Source organism: Janthinobacterium sp. HH106, assembly GCF_001758725.1.
Lineage (GTDB): Bacteria > Pseudomonadota > Gammaproteobacteria > Burkholderiales > Burkholderiaceae_D > Janthinobacterium.
Genome location: NZ_LRIC01000056.1, coordinates 101,294 through 119,587, shown reverse-complemented (window position 1 = coordinate 119,587; position 18,294 = coordinate 101,294). Strand labels below are relative to the sequence as shown.

The window sequence follows — 18,294 nt, the reverse complement described above, 5'->3', positions numbered from 1 at the left end:
GATTTTTATCATGGGCGGCCTGTTTGCCAGCCCGGTCTTCGCCGAGGCGGTCCTGACGCCGGCCCAGGTGCAGGCCGCCTACCGCAGTTCCGAAGCGCAGTTGCTGGACCGCAGCGGCGCACCGTTGCAATCGTTACGCGTGGACATGAAGGTACGGCGCCTGCCGTGGGTGCCGCTGGCCGATATTTCTCCCGCCGTGCAGCAGGCCGTGCTGCTGGCGGAAGACCAGCGCTTCATGCGCCATGGCGGCGTGGATGTGTCCGCGCTGGCCACGGCCGCCTGGGACAATCTGTTTTCCAAGAAACCCCGCGGCGCCTCGACCATCACCATGCAGCTGGCGGGCCAGCTCGATGCGGACTTGCAGGCGCAAGCGGGCGGCCGCAGCCTGCGCCAGAAATGGGACCAGATGCGCGCCGCCAAGGCGATCGAAGACAGCTGGAGCAAGGCGCAGATTTTCGAGGCGTACCTGAACCTCGTGTCGTTCCGCGGCGAACTGCAAGGTATCGCCTCCGCCTCGTACAGCCTGTTCGGCAAGGCGCCGTCGGGCCTGAACCAGACGGATGGCATCATCCTGGCCAGCCTGGTGCGCTCGCCGAATGCGCCGCCGGCCACCGTCACGCGCCGTGCCTGCGCGCTGGCAAAGGAATGGCGCATGGACAGCAGCTGCCAGCTGATCGGCCAGCGCGTGCAGACGGCCTTGCAGCGCAATGCGCTGTATGCGGAGCTGGCGCCGGCGCCGCAAGTGGCGCAGCAACTGCTGAAGCAGCCGGGCGCCCAGGTCGCCAGCACGCTCGATGGTCCCTTGCAACGCTTCGCACAGGAAAACCTGCGCCAGCAACTGGGATCTTTGCGCGAGCGCAATGTCAACGACGGCGCCATCATCGTGCTCGATAACCGCAGCGGCGAGATCCTCGCCTATGTCGGCAATGCGGGCGGCAGCCATGTCGATGGGGTGACGGCTCTGCGCCAGGCCGGTTCCACCTTGAAACCGTTTTTATATGAACTGGCCATCGAGCGCCGTCTGATGACGGCCGCCTCCGTCATGGACGACTCGCCGCTGGACGTCGCCACGGCGTCCGGCATGTATGCGCCGCAAAACTACGACCGCAATTTCAAGGGCTACGTCAGCGCCCGCACCAGCCTGGCCAGTTCCCTCAACATTCCCGCCGTGCGCACGGTGCTGCTGACGGGACAGGACGGCTTTTACAACCGCCTCAAGGACGTGGGCCTGTCGAGCCTGACGGAACCGGCCGAATACTACGGCCCCTCGCTGGCGCTGGGCTCGTCGGAAGTGACCTTGCTGGAACTGGCCAACGCCTACCGCGCGCTGGCCAATGGCGGTACCTACAGCACCGCCAGCCTGCAGCCGGGGCAGGCTGGCAAGGACAAACGCCGTGTGATGGAGGCGGGCGCCGCCTTCATCGTCGGCGACATCCTGGCGGACCGCGCCGCGCGCAGCATGACCTTTGGCTTGCGCAACGAGCTGGGGACGAATTTCTGGAGCGCCGTCAAGACAGGCACGAGCAAGGATATGCGCGACAACTGGTGCATGGGTTACTCGGAGCGCTACACGGTGGGCGTCTGGGTGGGCAACTTCGACGGCAAGCCCATGTGGGACGTGTCGGGCGTGACGGGCGCCGCGCCCGTGTGGCGCGACGTCATGGATTATCTGCACAAGAACGTGCCCAGCCATGCACCGAAAGCGCCGCCCGGCGTGCTGCAGCAAATGGTGGCGTACCAACCCGCACTGGAAGCGCCGCGTCGCGAATGGTTTATTGCCGGCACGGAAAGTCCCGTCATCGCCGTGCTGGGCGACACCGTGAAGCCGCCCGCCATCGTGTATCCGGCCGAGGACAGCATCCTCGCCATCGACCCCGACATCCCGCCCGCCCTGCAGCGCGTGTTCTTCCAGGCGCAAGGCAGCCACGGCTTGCGCTGGGTGCTCGACGGCAAAGATATGGGCGGTGCAGCCGAGAGCATCAGCTGGCGCCCCGTGCCGGGCAAGCATGCGCTGGCCCTCGTCGACGACGTTGGCAAGACGGTGGCGCGGGTGGCGTTCCAGGTGCGGGGGAATGCCTTGGCGCAGCTTGCCGCACAGGAAAAATAATCAGTTCGATGGATAATTCGCCGGATCGATGGCCGGCGTGACGTAGTGCCGCAGCACATCGCCGCCGTGCGGATGCTGCTGCGTGCGGCGTTTTTCGTCCGATGGCGGGCTGACCAGCACGATGGTCGCCTCGTCCGGATTGCGCAAATTCACCACGGCGCTGACGCCGCCATCGCGGTAGCTGCCCATCACGGCTATGGCCATCTGTACGAACAGGGTGGCCGCGCCCGTGTTGCCCAGCCGCCGGTCCGTGTCTATCCATTGCGCCGTGTTGCCGCTGTCGAGTTCCGTGCCGCCATCTTCCGCATGTTTCAGCAAGGTCTTGTGCAGCGCCACCAGCTGCGCCTGATTGCCGCCCGTGGCGGCGACGAGGCGTGCCGGTGCGGCGGGACGTTCGGTTTCCGGCAAGCTGTGCAAGGCTTGCCGCCAGCCCGCCTGCAGGGCGCGTTCGCGCTGGTCGCGCCGCGTCAGCGGCTTGCCGTGTTCATCCGTCAACTTGATAAAAGTGGGCCGGTGGATGAAGCCGAAGGTGGGCAGGCGGTCCAGCTGCGCCAGCTGTTCCTTGTTAAACGGCAGGGGAAACCAGGGCGTGGGCTGCCACTCTTTCGGCGGGTGATAAGTCTTGTGCTGGAGCCTGTCGAGCATGCTGAAGCTGCCCGTGCCGCGGATGTCGGGACGCCGGGCGAATTGCGCGGCGACGGGCAGCCATTCGGCGATGCTGGGCTGGCGCCGGGTGATGGCTGTGGGATCAGTTTCCAGGCGTGCCTGTGGCACGGTTCCCATCAAATCATAGTAGGCCAGATACAAGCGCCGCGCCACGCCGTAGGTATTCAAATCGTCGACGCTGTCCTCTGGCGGCGCATCGTCATACGCAAACTTGCGTACGGCATCGATGCGTTCGCGCCGGGCCAGCACGAACAGGGCGGAGGCGTCGGGCATTTCGGGGATGTAGCGGCCGTCTCTTGTAAGCGGTGGCGAGTTGTCCGGGCTGTACAGGTCGCGCGTGGGCATGCTGTCCTCGGAATTGAGCACGATGTACGGTACGTCAGGGTTGGCGTCAAAAAAGGCGAACACGTCTTCCAGTATGCGGTCCGGATGTTCACTGAGGCGGCGCGGACCACTGGCGAACAGATGCCAGTGCAGGCCGGATGACGCAGCGCCACCGGCCAGACCTATGGCCGGCGAGTCGGGGCTGTCCAGCATGTGCGAATTAAAGATTGGTGGTTCGGCATTGAAAACGGGCACGCCAAAATACATGGGAATGTCCCTTGCCCCATTTTCCAGCGTGTCACCGCCGCGGCCACCTGCTATCCCAGCTCTCTGCATGGCATCCCAGGTGTATTTTTCCTTGTCCTGTTCACGGATGCTGGCATAGGCATTTCCCTGCTGCAGCACTTCCCACAGCTTGCCTTGGCGATACTTGTCCAGAGTGACGCCGAGACCGATGACTTCCAGCACATATTCCCGCTTGTCCTGTTCGCTGGGCGCCGCCTGTTGCACTTGCGGCTGTGCGACGGCCACAGGCTTGGACGAATGCAGCCAGCGAGAACCGAGCAATGTAGCCGCGACGATGGGCGGGATCAGCAACAGCCATTGCAGGTGGCGCCATATTTTGCTGCTCATCGTGGACTCCTGTAAATAAGTAGGACTGATCAATACAAACCCAAGCAATAGCAGAGTCATCAATGCGAGGGTTACGCAGAAGGGAGAGAGCAAGTTTGGGAAAAATTTTTTCATCTTGGAATGTCATCGCTGGCTTTATGTACAAAAGGAGTGACGACCGATTCGGTACGCCTGCCATTCACTGTTTCACAAACGACGGTAGACGGCAGGCCTGCTTGCAGTGCGGGCACAAAGGCAGGTAAGTCTCCCGAACTGTAGTAATGTGCATTACCTTCAATGATTTGCTTGCGTTGTAGAGGTTCTGCAGCCCAATAGATTGCAAATTTTTTCATGAAATCCTCCCATCTCAGGATGGATTTTCTTATAGGATTTTTTTTGTCGTTTTGCAGCCGCCAATCCGCCACCGCACACAAATACTGATAAAACTGCGGATCGCTGCTCGCCTTCCCGCTGCCGATGGCCACGTCATACGCCGTCACGTTGCGGTGGTTTTCCGCGTTGCCGATGATGGCGCCGTGGAAGGATTTGGGGCTGACCTCGTTCTGCCAGCGCTTGCGCGCCTCATTCGGGGTCTCTTCGCGGTCGACAATCAGCTTGTCGCCACTGCCCGGATGGCGCGAAACGCGGTCTATCCTGCATTGGTCGCCCGCTTCCTTGCCCAGGTTCAGGGCTTTTTCCACCTGCTCGCGCTCGCCCGCGCCGAACATGCCGGCACCGAATTCGGGGATGCGATGCTGCTTCGGCCGCGGGTCGGCGATGATTTCCTGCTTGCGCATCCGCAAACCTTTCGTGCTGGTCACCGCGATGGCTGCATCGATGGGGTCGACTTCTTCGCACGGTCCTTGCTGGTCGCGCGGCAGCTTGGCCTGGTCGGAATCCTTCGGGAATTGCCCAGGGCGGATCTCGCCGCCGTCCAGCACGGCCGCCCTGGGCGCGCGCAGCGCTTCGCCATTGATCGTGCGCAAGCCTTCACGCCGGCCTGGTTCCGTTGAAAAGATATTCCATTTGCCGGGTTTGACGGGCGGCCATGGTGCCTCGGCATGGCTGCCGCGATGGCCACGATTGGCGCCGGCCACATGGGCGTGATCGTCCTCGCCTTCCAGGCGCAGGGCGAAGTCGTGCGGCGGCTGGCCCACCAGCACCGGACCGTTGTTCTTTCCAGTCGCATCGGGACGTTGCTTGTTGGTAAAGACACGCTGGTAAAATCCCTTGCCCAGTTCCGCCAGCGGTTGCCGGCGCTGGAATTCCTTTTCCCAGCAGGTGGGGCCGTCGCCCCAGATACTTTTGTCCGTCTTGCCCTTGGTCTTGGACAGACGATGGCCGTCGATGTAGTCGGGTATGCCTTGCCAGCCGATGCCCTGCATATTGTCCAGCGCTACCGTCATATCTTCGGGGCAGAAGTACAGGTAGACCTTACCCCGGTTGTCGCGGTCCGCTTCCGCCCGCCATGTCGCGCCCGCCATGCCATGGCAGACGGCGTGATCCTTGATCTGCGCAAAGGCGGGACTGGCATGCTTTTTTGCCACCACGCCCTGCACGATCTGCACCAGCGTCTGCAGGCGCGCATGCAGGGTCTGGCGGTTGTCGATGGCATCGTATTGCTCCTCCATCACCGCATCCCGGCCGCCGCCGAAGATGCGGCTAGCTTCCGCCGCGCCGAAGAACATCGTGGTGTCCTCCACCAGGCTGTAGGGAGGATGCGTGAGGATCAAGGTGTCGGCGGGCCGCTTGCCCTCGTCGAGCAGGAAGGCCTGCGCCAGCAGCGAGATCAAACAGCCCTGGCTGTGCGCGACGATGGAGACCACGTCGTTGCTGTCGTAATCGCGGATCATGGCGATGAGGGCTGCCAGGCGCTTGGCGGCCAGTACCATGTACATGCGCCCCGGCGCCGTCTTCAACGGGCGCACGGGGTCGCCGCCCACGTCGTAGGGTGAGAACAGCCCCTTGTTCCACATGTCGGGCAGGGTGTTGGTGGCATTGCCGAACGGGCCGCCGTTCTTCGACATGTCCTTGTCCAGACGGTTGCCGTAGCGGTCCGTGTTCTGGCCGTTGACCATTTTGCTCGCGTTGCTGCGTTCGCGAAAGCCCCAGTAAAACGGGATCACCGGGCTGTACGTGGTCTCATCAGGCTGGCGCTTGAAAAACACGTCGTCCGGGTCGGCCAGGGCTTCCTTCTTGTCGGACGCCTGCGGCATGCGGTAGGCGGCTGGCATGAACACGTGGCCGCCGCCATACATGCGTGCATCGAGTCCCTGGCATAAACCCTTTTCCACGGCGCCGAAACTGGTGCCTACGTCGTTGACGCCATGGATGACGATGACGTTGCCGGGCAGCTCAGGGCGGATGCGCACGATGGCGTCGTTTAAGCGGCCGCACTGGAGCAGGGCGGTGCTCTTGCCGCTGGTGTAGGGAAGTTTGGGATACGCCATCGCCGCTCCATGCTGACCAGTCAGGACAGTGTAGAGAGGCGCGATGGCGGATTAGTTGCGCTTACGCAAACTTTGCGGGAAAGAATGCGGTCTTACGGCGCGCTGATGATCTTCGTCAGCGCGATGCGGTACGCGGGCTGCACGTCGCCATCCTGGTCCAGCTTGTCCGTCATGATCACACCGAAACCCTGCGCATACCAGACGTATTCGCCGCTCTTGCCCTTGCTTTTGCCGCCCACATCGTGCAGTTCGAACTTGCAGGCGTCGGGGAAGCGGCGCCCGCCCAGTTCCAGGCGTTCCCAGCCCAGGAAGGTGATCGAGAAATCGCGCTGGTCCGTGCGCGTGGAGGTGGTGATCTTGTCGGACAGGCCCGCCAGCGGGTAGTGGGTGCTCGTTTGCGTGTCCGTGAATTGCACGCGCACTTCCTGGCCCGGGCGCATTTTGGCGGGGATGGCGGACTGCGGCGCGTAGACGTTCTTGCTGCGCACTGTGCCGTCTTCGTTGTAATGGACCGTGCCCGTCAGGAAGACCTGGCCGTCGCGGATGTCCTGGTAGGACGTGGCCAGCAAGACGCCGCCGTCGAGGATCAGCTGGATGCCCTTGAGTTTCTTGCCTTCGAAGACTTCCTCGACGTTGACTTGCGCGTCGCCATTGTTCTTGCTGAACTTGACACCCGTCGTCAGTTCCATGCACTCGCCGACCGTCGGCGCCGCCTGTACGCCTGCGGCCGCCAATACGGCTGCCGCCACCAACACTTGCCATGCTGCTTTCATTGTCATCCCGGCTATCTTGTAAAGGCGTGATGATAGCGTGCCTTGGAGCAATGTGGCGCAGCGCTGACCCTATTTCGCAGGGGCGACGGGGATGCTGGGCACAGCGCGTGTGGACGCTGGCGGCGCCGTCGGCTTGCCGCGCCGCGTGCGCTTGTCCGTGCGCGTTTTGGCGGGCTTGGCGTCGTGGATCAGCCTGCCCTTGTTGTCGAGCTTGTCGGATTGGTCCGATTGCTGGCCCGGATCGTTGGCATTGTTGGTGTGGTTGCCCGTCTGGTTGACGTTCGTCGTCGACTGGGCTTGCACCCAGGCGCCGCCGATGGTCATCAGGGTGGCGGCCAGCAAGAGAGCGGCGGTTTTCATGGTGCGTCTTCCTGTGCAAGAGAGTGAGAGGGCGGTGGATACCGCTGTCGAGAATGCATTGTCACACGCGGACCCGTGCGCGCAAGTAGGATTACGCCTCATCCTTGTGTGGGCGTATTGCCAATGTTCAAGCCGCTCTTGCGCCGCTCGCGCGCAGGCGCAGGCGCCGGGCGCCCAGGGCATCGCGCATGCTCCATGCCAGCGATATGGCGCCCATGGCCGCCAGCCAGCTGCCGGGGCCGTCCGCAGGCAGCGCATGCACGCCCGATGGCAGGCCAAGCCAGCCGGGCAGCGCCTGCAGCAGCAGGGTGGCGATCACGCCCAGGTTGATGAACAGCAAAACGTGCAGGATCTGCTCGGGCAGGGGCAGGCGGCGCGTGCGGCCTTCCACGACCGTGTCGCGCAGCGAAACGCCGATTTCCGCCAACAGCAGCAATGCCGGCCACCAGGCCAGCCAGCCCTGCCAGGCAAACAGGCCCAGCGAGGGAAACAGCAGGCCGAAGATGGCTTCGCGCAAGCTGTGCAGGCGCTGCTCGGCCGCCGCGCCGGGACGCGACGGCAAGCGCACGAGCAACTCGTGGTTGAGCAGCACGTCAGCTCCGCCCAGCAGCCCGTGCAGAAGCAGCATGGCTTGCAGCGCCGTCATGGCCGGGGCGGACTGCCCGCGCTTAGCGGCCCGGCGGACGCGGCGGCACCACGCCGGTGTTGCCGGTGTTGCCAGTATTGCCAGCGTTGCCCGGCGTGCCCGTATTGCCTGTGGTACCTGTCGTGCCCGGGGGAACCGTGCCACCCGTATTGCCATTCATGTCTTGCGTGCCGCTGCGCGTGGCGTTAGCTGCGGACTGGCCGGCGCTGTCAGGGGCGCCGCCACCCGAATTCGTGCCGCTGGTCGATTGCCCCGTCGTGTCATGGTTGCGCGATTTTCCCGATTTCTTCGCCTGCTTCTTGTCGTGCTTGCGCGGCTTGGCCTTGTCATTCTGGTTCACTTGCGGATTTTGCTGTGTCGCCGTGTCGGTATTGCCCGTGTTATTCGACGTGGTATTGCTATTGCCGGTCGATTGCGCCTGCGCCAGGACGGCTGCGCTGCCCAGCAGCATGGCCGCGAGCATGAATGCGGATGGTTTCATGGGAACTCCTTCGGATGAAGTGGAGTACCGATTCTGCCACGCGCGGGCTGGCCCGCAAGTAGGAATCCGCCGCCACCCGATGTGGGGGGATGGCTGGCCGTGGCGCAGGCCTTAGCGGAACTGCTCCGTCGAGATGTCAAATCGCTTGAGCTTGTCGTACAGGGTTTTCTTCGGGATATTCAGCGCGGCGGCCGCGTCGATGACGTTGCCATTGTGTCGGCGCAAGGCTTCCTCGATGATGGAAATCTCGAAGGTGTCCACCTGTTCCGCCAGCGACGCTTCGCGGCAGCCGGCGGGACTCAGGGTGTCGTCGAGCAGGCCCAGCACGAAGCGGTCGGCCACATTGTGCAGTTCGCGCACATTGCCGGCCCAGCGCTGCGCCATCAGGGATGCGATCAGTTCGCCGCTGACGAGCGCGGCCGGCTGGCCATAGCGCAGGGCCGCCTGCAGCACGAAAAATTCGAACAGCAGGGGGATATCCTCGCGCCGGTTGCGCAGCGCGGGCAGCGTGAGGCTGGCCACGTTCAGCCGGTAATACAGGTCGGGCCGGAATTTCCCCTGCTCGGCCAGCACATTCAAGTCTTCCTTGGCGGCGGCGATGACGCGGAAATTGACGGATATCAATTTGTTGGAACCGAGACGCTCGACTTGCCGCTCCTGCAGCACGCGTAGCAGTTTCACCTGCAGGGCCAGCGGCATGCTTTCGATTTCGTCGAGGAACAGGGTGCCGCCGTTCGCGTACTCGATCTTGCCGATGCGCTGGCGCTGCGCGCCCGTAAACGCGCCTTCCTCGTGGCCGAACAGTTCCGATTCGAAGATCGATTCGGGCAGGGCGCCGCAGTTGATCGCCACGAAGGGGTGGTCGCGCCGCTCGCTGAAGTCGTGCAGGCAGCGCGCGACGAGTTCCTTGCCGGTGCCCGTTTCACCGAGGATGATGATGTCGGCCGATTTCGGCGCCAGGTTCAGCACCAGCTGGCGCACCTTGGCCATGGCCGCGCTGCGGCCCACGATGCGCGCCTCGATGCCGACCCGCTGTTCCAGTTGGCGGCGCAAGTTCATGTTTTCCAGCACCAGGTGGCGTTTATCCAGGGCGCGGCGGCACACTTCCACCAGCAAGTCGGCGGAAAACGGTTTTTCGATGAAATCGTAGGCGCCACGGCGCATGGCGCCCACGGCCATCGACACGTCGCCATGGCCCGTGACGAGGATCACGGGCAGGCTGGCATCCTGTGCCACGGCGATATCGAGCAGTTTCAAGCCATCCATGCCCGGCAGCTTGATATCGCTCAATAAAATACCGGCAAATTCGGGCACCAGGTAAGGCAGCGCTTCCTCGGCCGTGGCGACGGCCGTCACTTGCAAGCCCGCCAGTTCCAGCGATTGCCGGGCGCCCTTGCGCACGACGGCATCGTCTTCCACCAGCAGCACTTGCATGCCTTCAAAATTATTCTCGTGCATTCCCTATTCCTTCGTCTCTATCTTATTCTCCCCCGGGGCACAGCTCAGGGTGATGGTAAATTGTGCGCCGCCCCCTTCCTGCGCGCTGCGGTTGCGCACGGCCAGGGCGCTGCCGGCCGCGCGCAGTATGCCAGCGCTGATCGACAATCCCAAGCCCAGCCCGTGTTCCTTGGTGGTATAGAAGGGGTCGAAGATCTTGTCGAGCGAGGCCAGCGGGATGCCGGGGCCATTATCGGTGATATGCAACACGGCGAGGCCGCCTTCGCGCCGCACCTGAAACCAGATTTGCACGGGCTCGCCTTCCGGCACGGCATCCATGGCGTTCGTGATCAGGTTTGTGAACACTTGCTCCAGGCCGATGGCGTTGCACAGCACGATGATGTCGTCCTCAAGCCAGCTTTCATGCAGGGTCAGGCGCTGCGAGCCCTTGCGCGTGCGGATTTGCAGCATGGTTTGCGCAAACGCCTGGCGCACGCTGACGGGCTTGCGCGCATCGTCGCTGCGCCGCGCAAAGCCTTTCAATTGCGAGGTCACGTAGCCGAGGCGCTTGACGAGGTCGGAAATGGTCGACAGGTTGTCGAGCGCGTCGTCGATCTGGCCGCGTGCCAAAAAGACCTTGGCATTGTCGGAAAACGTCTGCAGGGCGGCCAGCGGCTGGTTCAGCTCGTGCGTGACGCCGGCCGCCATCTGGCCGATGGCCGCCAGCTTGCCGCTTTGCACCAGTTCCGCCTGGGCGTAGCGCAAGGTCTGCTCGGCCCGCTCGCGCTCGGCCACTTCCGCCTGCAGGCGGCCGTTCGCGTGGACGAGGTCGGCCGTGCGCTGCTCGACCTTGATTTCCAGCTGTTCATAGGCACGGGCCAGCGTCTGCTGCGCATTGAGCTTGTCGGCGATGCGGCGCCGGCGCTGGCGCGCATACATCAGGGCCAGCAGCAGCAAGGCCCAGCCCAGCGCGGCGGCGATGGCCGCGTTGCGCGCCGCCTCATCGACCTGGTCGAGCTCGGCCAGCACGGTAATTTGCCATTGCAGCGGGCCCAGCGCGCGGTTCACGGCCAGATAGCTCACCTTGTCGGCACTGCCGGACAGGGCGGGGGAGTCATTCGTCTGCGGGCGTTCCAGCGTCATCACGCTGGCGCCATCGGCGAACTGGCGCTGCACCTTGTGCGGCAGGATGGGCAGATTTTCTTGCAGGAACTGGCGCTGTTCGCTGATGTCTTTCTTGGCGGCCGGCGACAAAGGCGCCAGGGTCTTGAACTTGAAGGCGGGGGTGGTGGCCAGGATGATCACGCCATTCGCATCCTTGACCCAGATCTGTTCGCCCGCGCCCGGCGTGCGCCACGATTGCTCGATCCAGTCCAGGTTGACCTTGGCGGCGACGATGCCGAGGATGCGTCCGTCGCGCTGCACGGGCTGCGAAATGAAGTAGCCGGCTTCGAAGGTGGAAAAGCCGATGCCGTAGAAGCGGCCGATGCCGCCCGCAATGGCGTTCTTGAAATACGGGCGGAAGCCGTAATTGACGCCCACGTAGGAGCTGCGGTCTTGCCAGTTGCTCGATGCCAGGGTCGTGCCCTTGTCGTCGAGCACGTAGACGGCAAAGGCGCCCGCGCGGCGGTTCATGTCGACCAGGTAGGCATTGATCTGCGTGACTTTATCGGCGCTGGGCTGCTCCAGCAATTGCGCCACGGCATCGCTCTGGGCCACGGCCAGGGGCAGGAATTCGTATTTGTTCAGGGCGCCGCCGATGGACGCCGCATACAGTTCCGCGCGCGAATCTAGCGTGCGGTGCAATTCATCGAGCTGGCGCTGCTTGACCCAGGCATACGAGGCCCACGTCAGCACGACCAGCGAGCCCACGGCCAGCAGCTGTCTCAGGGGCCATTTGCCGAATGCCATGGTGCTCCGTGTGTATGTTTATGCCCGTGTGTGGGCAATCTGGGGTCAGACCCGCCGGGTCTGACCCCATTACTTAGTCTGCCGTACTTGCCATCGTCTCCGCATTATGATGCCTTTGTTGCTCTTCCATCACCATCTCGCCCAGCATGCGTTTCAGGCGGTTGAACTCGGGGTCGCTCGGGTCGCGCGGGCGGGGCAGTTCGATGGCCACGTCGCGCTTGATGGTGCCGGGACGGTAGGTCATGACGATGGTGCGGTCGGCCAGGTAGATCGATTCCTCGATCGAGTGCGTCACAAACACGATGGTGGTGCCGAAGACTTTCCAGATTTTCAGCAATTCGTCTTGCAGGTTGCGCCGCGTCAATGCGTCCAGCGCGCCGAACGGTTCATCCATCAGCATGATCGGCGAATCGAGGGCCAGCACGCGGGCAATCGCCACGCGCTGGCGCATGCCGCCGGACAAGTCTTTCGGGTAGCGGGCGCGGAATTCCGTCAAGCCCAGCATACTCAGCAGCATGTCGACCCGTTCCTTGATCTCGGCCGGCGTCTTGCCGGCGATTTCCAGGCCGAAAGCGATATTGCTTTCAATCGTCATCCATGGGAACAGCGCGTATTCCTGGAACACCATGCCGCGGTCGGGGCCGGGCTCGCTGATCAGCTTGCCGCCGGCCAGGATCTGGCCCGACGTCGGCTGCGAAAAACCGGCGATGGCGTTGAGCAAGGTCGACTTGCCGCAGCCGGACGGCCCCAGCAGGCAGATGAACTCGCCGCTGGCGATTTCCAGGTTGATGTCCTTCAGGGCGATGACGTCCGCGCCGCCCGTGGTGAAGATTTTATTGACTGCATTGATATTGATCGTGGTCATGGCCGTTCCTCTCAGTGTTCCAGGCCGCGGTGCCACTGCAGCAAATGATTATTCAGGGCATTCATGGCCATGTCGATGGCCAGGCCGAACAGGCCGATGGTAAACATGCCGGCGATAATCTTGTCAGACCAGAAATACTCGCGCGCTTCGAGGATGCGGAAACCGAGGCCGCTATTGACGGCGATCATTTCGGCCACGATCACGACGATGAAGGCCGTGCCCATGCCGATGCGCGCGCCGGCCAGGATATACGGCGTGGCGGCCGGCAAGATGACGCGGCGGAACATGGTCATCTGGCTGGCGCCCAGGTTGCGCGCGGCGCGGATATAAATGCCGTCGACCTGGCGCACGCCGGCGATGGTATTCATCAGCACGGGGAAGAAGGAACCGATGCTGATCAGGAAGAAGGCGGGTGGGTTGCCCAGGCCGAACCACAAAATGGCCAACGGAATGTAGGCGATGGGCGGAATCGGGCGCAGCACCTGTACCAGCGGGTCGAACAGTTTATAGATGGTCTTGTTGGTACCCATCAGCAAGCCAAGCGGCAAGGCCAGGCCGGCGCCGATGGCGAAGCCGCCCAGCACGCGCGACAGGCTGGCCCAGGCGTCATGCGGCAATTCGCCGGAGAACATCCACACCAGGTAGTTGCCCGCTTCGGGCGTGTACGCTTGCATCGGCATCAGGTATTCATACCACTTCACCAGCACGGCCACGGGCGAGGGCAGGATCTGCGGGTTGATCCAGCCGAAGGTCGACATGGCTTGCCACAACAGCAGCACGGCGACGGGCACGGCGGCGCCGTGCGCGAAGCGTTTCATCATTTGCATATTCATTGTGATACTTTCAGATTAGCGTGGCCGTGGTTAGCGTGGGACATAGGACTTCTTGGCTTTTTCCAGCAGGTCCAGCTTGACCCAATCCTTGGCGGCAGGCGCCTTGGCCATGCGGCCCACGCCGAATTTCACCATGTAGTCGGTGGTCAGCTGCACGTGGCTTTGCGTGATGTCTTCCGTGAAGATGGCGTTGTCGATGGCATCGCGGTAATCCTCGGTCGTGATCTGGTTCTTGAACATCGATTCGCGCACGTATTTTTCCGCCAGTTTCGGGTCGGCCAAAAACGCCCGCGTGGCGGCGACGAAGCAATCCATGAAGCGCTGGGCCACGGCCGGCTTTTCTTTGTACATCTTTTCCGTCATCACGAGGGCGCGCACGGGCTCGCCCAGCGGCGTGTCATACGGTTTGATGATGGCCGCGCCGTACTTCTTGTGGATGGCCTGCGTCGAGTACGGTTCGGACTGGCTCATGACGTCGATATCCTTGGTCAGCAGCGCCTGGTTCAGGTCAGGGTAGCCCATGTACAGGATCTGCACGTCCTTGCCCGGCTTGTCGGACCAGGTCAGCTTGGCCTTGGTCAATTCGGCAAACAGCAGGATTTCCTGCGGGCCGCCGCGCGTGACGCCGACTTTCTTGCCTTTCAGGCCAGCAATATCCTTGATGTTCAGGTCGGGACGCCCGACGATCTGCACGCCGCCTTTGGCGAAGCCGCCCACCAGGTACACGGGCAAGCCCGTGGCGCGGCCCGTGATGGCCGCTTCCAGCGCGCTGGCGGACACGTCGATTTCGCCGGCGATCATGGCCGGCACGATGTCGAGGCCCTTGGCGAAGATGCGTTCTTCAATTTTCAGGTCGTACTTCGGCGCGATTTCCTTCATGTAGGCGACGGCGCCGTAATGGGCGAATTTCAGGTTGCCCAGACGGACCAGGTCGGCCGCATGGACGGCCAGCGGGAATTGCGCGGCCAGTGCGACGGCCACGGCCAGTGCCTTGGTGTTGAGGAAGGACGAGATGCGGAAGGTGCGTGCCATGCTGTTGTCTCCAAAAAAAGTAGATGGTTTTTATATTGGGTAAGGCTGCCGCTCTGGTGGCGGTTATGAAAATATAAAAGCATCTTCCGTGCCAGTGGAGCGCATTTTGGCGTTTATTGCAAGTGATTGTTTATAAAGGTTTAATTTGAATCTATTGAAAATGGGAAATGACGAGATTCCGTCTTTCCGCACGGCGAAGGAAAAGACTGTGCGGATTGCCGCATTTTGATTGGCTGGTCCGGTGCCGGCTTGCGGTGCCGCATGCCGGTGAACCTTCAGGGCGCGGCCGACTCCAATCGTAAAAAAACGCGTTGCAAACAGGCTGGCAACGCGTAACTCCCCCGTGGAGTAGGGGCGGCGCCGCAGGGGCGCCTGATCGGTCGCCTTTGGCGGGCCTTATTTCGGCGCCGTGGCGGGCGGCAGGGCCGGCGCGGTGGCCGGATCGGTCAGCGGGGCAGGCGGCGTCGTGCTGCCCGGGCCCGTTTCCGGCGCGGCTGGCGTGACGGGAGGGGGCATCACTTGTGGGGCGGAAGCAGGGTTGGGCGCCGTTTCAGGCAGCGGTGCTTCGGCCGGTTTTTTGCAGGCGGACAAGGTGATCAGGGCGGCGGCAGCCAGCAGAGTAGGCATGTTCATGATGGTTCCTTTGCAAAGTATCAAGTTTGGCGCGATGCGGGCGGCGGGTGCCGCGCGCGAAGCTTGAATTTATTGCAAGAATGCCGACACTTCTGTTCGCTATTTCACTTTGTGCGCGCATCGAGGCACAGCGGTTTAAATGTCTTTTATAGATGCCTCAAGAGAAATAATTCAGCAAGGCAATATTTTTCACTTTCTTGCTTCTAATGTTCGTTAACGCACAGACCAGTGCGGAGCAGGATGGCATTCTGTGCCCAGACGCTCAGGATTCGTGGTGTTCTGGTATAAAAATTGCCAAGAACTTAACAATCCGGGCTACCGGCAATCGTTTAAAAGGAGTATTCAAATGCATGCAATGACTCAGTCTCACGTGAAGAGCGAATTAAAGGCAGCGCACCAGGAACTTCGTAGCCCCGAAAAAGGCTCGCAAATGGTCGAACGCGCAGCACCTATCCCCCCGGAACGCATGAATCCTATTTCCATGGCACCGATCGAGCGCGTGCGCTCGACGTCGGCCACCCTGCGCCGCATCGAAAACATGCAAAAACTGATCGGCGAATTGTCGCTGCACGAGATGCTGGCTGACGAAATCGCCTGGTTCCTCAAGTTTTCGCCATCGGGCGCCCGCAAATACATCCGCGACCTGCGCGAAGCGGGCGTGATCGAACTGGCCCGCTACATCGAAGGCACCGCCACCTACCTGGGCAAGGCAGTGTACCAGCTGACGCCGGATCCCGAGCGCGTGCGCGCCTTCCTGGCCGCCATCGTCCAGCCGAAACGCGAAGGCGCGCCACCGCGCAAGGACCGTCCCGGCTTGCGCGAGCAAAGCATGGCAGGCAGCGGCCGCCACTTCCACATCCTGGCCGATGACACGCATTACGCCATCCGCGTCAACCGCGGTCCCGTGACGCGCGATCCGCTGGTGGCCGCCCTGTTTGGCGCGCCACAGCAAAAGTCGGCCGAGTAACACCTGACCAAACCTCGCGCGGCGTGCGGCCTGCGATGCTCACCGTACTAAAGTACGGTTGCGCTTCTTAGCGACAAATCATCGCCGCTCGCTACGGTTTTGTCAGGCGTTGGGACGTAATAGAAGCCGGGTTACAACCCGGCTTTTGGCGTTGGGGCAAGCCCTTTGAGCTGGGCGGATTGAAAAGATATTAATCAACCCCATGTGGGCTGGACTGCTGCCCGCAACGCGCGGGTTCACTTGAAGGAGCTTGTCCTTGTCTGCCTACGCCGCCCTGTTATCGTTCCCGCCATTGCGCTGCCTGAAACGGGCCGCCGCATGAACCCGTTGCTGTGGATCGCCCTCGTCACGGCCGCCATCGTCTTTTCATTATGGTTCCCCCGCTGGCGCTTGAAGCGGGCCCTGTCCAGGCCCTTGCCGCCGGAAGGCCTGGCCGTGCTGGAAAAGAATATCCCCGTCTATCCGCGCATGCCGGCGCCGCTGCAGCAGCAGTTGCGCCGTCTGGTCGTGCAATTCCTGTACCAGAAGAAATTCGTCGGTTGCGGCGGCCTGGAGATCACGGACGAGATGCGCTACACGATTGCCGGCCAGGCGTGCTTGCTGCTGCTCAATCGCCAGACCCAGGTGTATCCGGAACTCGACACCATCCTCGTGTATCCCACGGAATTCATCGTTACGCGCGATGAAGTGGGGCCGGGCGGCGTGGTCACGCCATCGGCCAATGGTTTATTGGGCGAATCCTGGGGCGATGGCCGCGTGGTGCTGGCCTGGGACCACGTGCAGCGCGGTGCGGCCGACTGGACCGATGGCCACAACGTCGTGCTGCATGAATTCGCCCACCAGCTCGACAGCGAATCGGGCGCCGCGAATGGCGCACCCTACCTGCCCAGCGTGTCGAGCTACCGCAGCTGGGCCACCGTGTTGTCGCGCGACTTCGACAACCTGCGCCACGATGCCATCTATCAGCAGCACAGCGTGATGGACCACTACGGCGCCACGAATCCTGCCGAATTCTTTGCCGTGGCGACGGAAACCTTCTTTGAAAAGCCGTACCAGATGGCCGAGCACCACGAAGAACTGTACGCGCAATTCTTGCAGTACTACAAGGTCGACCCGCGCGACTGGATGGCGCCGCCCGTCGAGCCCGAACACATGGCCTCGCCGTTTCCCAATTACGCGCCCCACTGGTAGGCGGCAGCGCCTTACATGATTTACTCATAAGCAAGGCTGAAAAGATTCCTTTTTGGAAATAATGACGTTGCGGTCTAATGGCGGCATTCGTTATCCACCAGAGGAATCCCATGCAGACCCGCCTTCATTTCGCCGCGCTTCTTTTCACTTCCATCGCTTTCACGCAAGTGGCGCAAGCGGACCAGCTGGCCGCCATCAAGGCGAAGGGCGAACTGGTCTGCGGTACCTTGGGCACGGACGAGCCGAACAGTTTCATCGATGCCAAGTCGCGCCAGCTGGTCGGCTATGAAGTGGACCTGTGCCGCGCCATCGCCCAGGGCCTGGGCGTCAAGCCCGTGATCAAGCAGCTGGCCGTGGCCGCCCGCATTCCCGAACTGCAGCAGGGCCGCATCGATATCCTGACGGCGTCCTTGACGCACAACAAGGAACGCGAAGCGCTCGTCGATTTCTCGCTGTCCACGTTTTACACGGGCCAGCGCGTGCTGGTCAAAAAAAGCAGCAACATCACGATGGTCGCTGGCCTGGCCGGCAAGAAAGTGCTGACCGTCAAGGGCGGCACGCAGGAACCGAATATCCGCAAGGCCGTGCCCGGCGTGGACGTGGTGACGTTCGAGACGGCGGGCCAGGCTTATCTGGGCTTGCAGCAAGGCAAAGGCGTAGGCTATGTCGACGATGAAGTGTCCCTGCTCAACAATTACGCCAAGCTGGGCGCCGCGCAAAAAGACTATATTGTGCTGCCGCAAAACATCAGCCAGGAAGTGTTTGCCTTCGGCATCCGCAAGGGCGAGACGGGCGTGAAAACGGCCGTCGACCAGGTGCTGCGCGGACTGGAAAAATCGGGCGAGGCGGAAAAACTGTTCTTCAAATGGTATGGCCCGACGAGCAATGTGAAATTTCAAAAACGGACCTTCAAGATCGAATCGGACAAGATTGACGCCTAAGCAAACCTACTGCGCGGCGCGCTTTGCGGCCTGCGATGCTCACCGTGCTCCAGCACGGTTGCGCT

16 protein-coding genes are annotated in these 18,294 nt (G+C 62.4%); 4 read left to right on the top strand and 12 right to left on the bottom strand.

All coding sequences use genetic code 11. From position 1 onward, the window contains the following. Positions 1 to 10 precede the first annotated feature (10 nt). On the top strand, positions 11 to 2,107 hold the full coding sequence (gene pbpC / locus JAB8_RS21495; RefSeq protein ID WP_070291415.1) for a penicillin-binding protein 1C: 2,097 nt from the start codon (positions 11 to 13) through the stop codon (positions 2,105 to 2,107). Here the strand turns inward: pbpC and JAB8_RS21490 are convergent, their stop codons facing one another. The 12 genes from JAB8_RS21490 to JAB8_RS21435 form a co-directional block, all read right to left on the bottom strand. Continuing rightward, positions 2,108 to 3,730 (bottom strand): DUF2875 family protein, encoded by a 1,623-nt coding sequence (locus JAB8_RS21490; protein WP_070291343.1) that lies wholly within the window; start codon positions 3,728 to 3,730, stop codon positions 2,108 to 2,110. A gap of 110 nt (positions 3,731 to 3,840) precedes the next feature. Continuing rightward, positions 3,841 to 6,159, bottom strand: a complete 2,319-nt coding sequence (locus JAB8_RS21485) for a DUF3274 domain-containing protein (protein WP_070291342.1) — start codon at positions 6,157 to 6,159, stop codon at positions 3,841 to 3,843. Between the two features lie 92 nt (positions 6,160 to 6,251). Then, a complete protein-coding gene (locus tag JAB8_RS21480) occupies positions 6,252 to 6,938 on the bottom strand; it encodes a hypothetical protein (protein WP_139143124.1) in 687 nt (228 codons plus the stop codon). Positions 6,939 to 7,001: 63 nt separating this feature from the next. Further along, positions 7,002 to 7,292 carry a hypothetical protein gene (locus tag JAB8_RS21475; protein WP_139143123.1) on the bottom strand — a complete coding sequence of 97 codons (291 nt, stop codon included), beginning with the start codon at positions 7,290 to 7,292 and terminating at the stop codon, positions 7,002 to 7,004. 127 nt (positions 7,293 to 7,419) lie between these two features. After that, positions 7,420 to 7,920: a hypothetical protein gene (locus JAB8_RS21470; protein WP_139143122.1), complete on the bottom strand. Its 501-nt coding sequence runs from the start codon at positions 7,918 to 7,920 to the stop codon at positions 7,420 to 7,422. Between the two features lie 40 nt (positions 7,921 to 7,960). Then, entirely contained in the window at positions 7,961 to 8,419 is a 459-nt protein-coding gene (locus JAB8_RS21465) for a hypothetical protein (RefSeq protein WP_139143121.1), read from the bottom strand. Between the two features lie 111 nt (positions 8,420 to 8,530). Beyond that, positions 8,531 to 9,877 (bottom strand): sigma-54 dependent transcriptional regulator, encoded by a 1,347-nt coding sequence (locus JAB8_RS21460; protein ID WP_070291337.1) that lies wholly within the window; start codon positions 9,875 to 9,877, stop codon positions 8,531 to 8,533. Positions 9,878 to 9,880: 3 nt separating this feature from the next. Then, positions 9,881 to 11,767: an ATP-binding protein gene (locus tag JAB8_RS21455; RefSeq protein WP_070291336.1), complete on the bottom strand. Its 1,887-nt coding sequence runs from the start codon at positions 11,765 to 11,767 to the stop codon at positions 9,881 to 9,883. A gap of 73 nt (positions 11,768 to 11,840) precedes the next feature. Next, the gene (locus JAB8_RS21450; protein ID WP_070291335.1) at positions 11,841 to 12,632 is read right to left on the bottom strand and encodes an ABC transporter ATP-binding protein; all 792 of its coding nucleotides are present in this window, start codon (positions 12,630 to 12,632) and stop codon (positions 11,841 to 11,843) included. A gap of 11 nt (positions 12,633 to 12,643) precedes the next feature. After that, entirely contained in the window at positions 12,644 to 13,465 is an 822-nt protein-coding gene (locus tag JAB8_RS21445; protein WP_070291334.1) for an ABC transporter permease, read from the bottom strand. A 30-nt stretch (positions 13,466 to 13,495) separates the two neighbouring features. Beyond that, positions 13,496 to 14,497: an ABC transporter substrate-binding protein gene (locus JAB8_RS21440; RefSeq protein ID WP_070224935.1), complete on the bottom strand. Its 1,002-nt coding sequence runs from the start codon at positions 14,495 to 14,497 to the stop codon at positions 13,496 to 13,498. 396 nt (positions 14,498 to 14,893) lie between these two features. Then, positions 14,894 to 15,130, bottom strand: a complete 237-nt coding sequence (locus JAB8_RS21435; RefSeq protein WP_070224936.1) for a hypothetical protein — start codon at positions 15,128 to 15,130, stop codon at positions 14,894 to 14,896. Between the two features lie 466 nt (positions 15,131 to 15,596). Between JAB8_RS21435 and JAB8_RS21430 the strand changes: the two genes are divergently transcribed. The 3 genes from JAB8_RS21430 (at position 15,597) to JAB8_RS21420 (ending at position 18,229) form a co-directional block, all read left to right on the top strand. After that, complete coding sequence (locus JAB8_RS21430; RefSeq protein WP_223278908.1) at positions 15,597 to 16,097, top strand: winged helix-turn-helix domain-containing protein; 501 nt, start codon at positions 15,597 to 15,599, stop codon at positions 16,095 to 16,097. A gap of 318 nt (positions 16,098 to 16,415) precedes the next feature. Continuing rightward, positions 16,416 to 17,288 (top strand): M90 family metallopeptidase, encoded by an 873-nt coding sequence (locus JAB8_RS21425; protein ID WP_070291333.1) that lies wholly within the window; start codon positions 16,416 to 16,418, stop codon positions 17,286 to 17,288. Positions 17,289 to 17,398: 110 nt separating this feature from the next. Next, positions 17,399 to 18,229: a transporter substrate-binding domain-containing protein gene (locus JAB8_RS21420; RefSeq protein WP_070291332.1), complete on the top strand. Its 831-nt coding sequence runs from the start codon at positions 17,399 to 17,401 to the stop codon at positions 18,227 to 18,229. Positions 18,230 to 18,294 lie beyond the last annotated feature (65 nt).

Excerpts from the sequence above, each read along its gene's own strand:
- JAB8_RS21465 (WP_139143121.1), bottom strand. The coding sequence starts at position 8,419 with ATGAAACCATCCGCATTCATGCTCGCGGCCATGCTGCTGGGCAGCGCA.
- JAB8_RS21460 (WP_070291337.1), bottom strand. The coding sequence starts at position 9,877 with ATGCACGAGAATAATTTTGAAGGCATGCAAGTGCTGCTGGTGGAAGAC.
- JAB8_RS21470 (WP_139143122.1), bottom strand. The coding sequence starts at position 7,920 with ATGCTGCTTCTGCACGGGCTGCTGGGCGGAGCTGACGTGCTGCTCAAC.
- JAB8_RS21440 (WP_070224935.1), bottom strand. The coding sequence starts at position 14,497 with ATGGCACGCACCTTCCGCATCTCGTCCTTCCTCAACACCAAGGCACTG.
- JAB8_RS21420 (WP_070291332.1), top strand. The coding sequence starts at position 17,399 with ATGCAGACCCGCCTTCATTTCGCCGCGCTTCTTTTCACTTCCATCGCT.
- JAB8_RS21455 (WP_070291336.1), bottom strand. The coding sequence starts at position 11,767 with ATGGCATTCGGCAAATGGCCCCTGAGACAGCTGCTGGCCGTGGGCTCG.
- JAB8_RS21450 (WP_070291335.1), bottom strand. The coding sequence starts at position 12,632 with ATGACCACGATCAATATCAATGCAGTCAATAAAATCTTCACCACGGGC.
- JAB8_RS21490 (WP_070291343.1), bottom strand. The coding sequence starts at position 3,730 with ATGAGCAGCAAAATATGGCGCCACCTGCAATGGCTGTTGCTGATCCCG.
- JAB8_RS21425 (WP_070291333.1), top strand. The coding sequence starts at position 16,416 with ATGAACCCGTTGCTGTGGATCGCCCTCGTCACGGCCGCCATCGTCTTT.
- JAB8_RS21475 (WP_139143123.1), bottom strand. The coding sequence starts at position 7,292 with ATGAAAACCGCCGCTCTCTTGCTGGCCGCCACCCTGATGACCATCGGC.
- pbpC (WP_070291415.1), top strand. The coding sequence starts at position 11 with ATGGGCGGCCTGTTTGCCAGCCCGGTCTTCGCCGAGGCGGTCCTGACG.
- JAB8_RS21445 (WP_070291334.1), bottom strand. The coding sequence starts at position 13,465 with ATGAATATGCAAATGATGAAACGCTTCGCGCACGGCGCCGCCGTGCCC.
- JAB8_RS21435 (WP_070224936.1), bottom strand. The coding sequence starts at position 15,130 with ATGAACATGCCTACTCTGCTGGCTGCCGCCGCCCTGATCACCTTGTCC.
- JAB8_RS21430 (WP_223278908.1), top strand. The coding sequence starts at position 15,597 with ATGAATCCTATTTCCATGGCACCGATCGAGCGCGTGCGCTCGACGTCG.
- JAB8_RS21480 (WP_139143124.1), bottom strand. The coding sequence starts at position 6,938 with ATGACAATGAAAGCAGCATGGCAAGTGTTGGTGGCGGCAGCCGTATTG.
- JAB8_RS21485 (WP_070291342.1), bottom strand. The coding sequence starts at position 6,159 with ATGGCGTATCCCAAACTTCCCTACACCAGCGGCAAGAGCACCGCCCTG.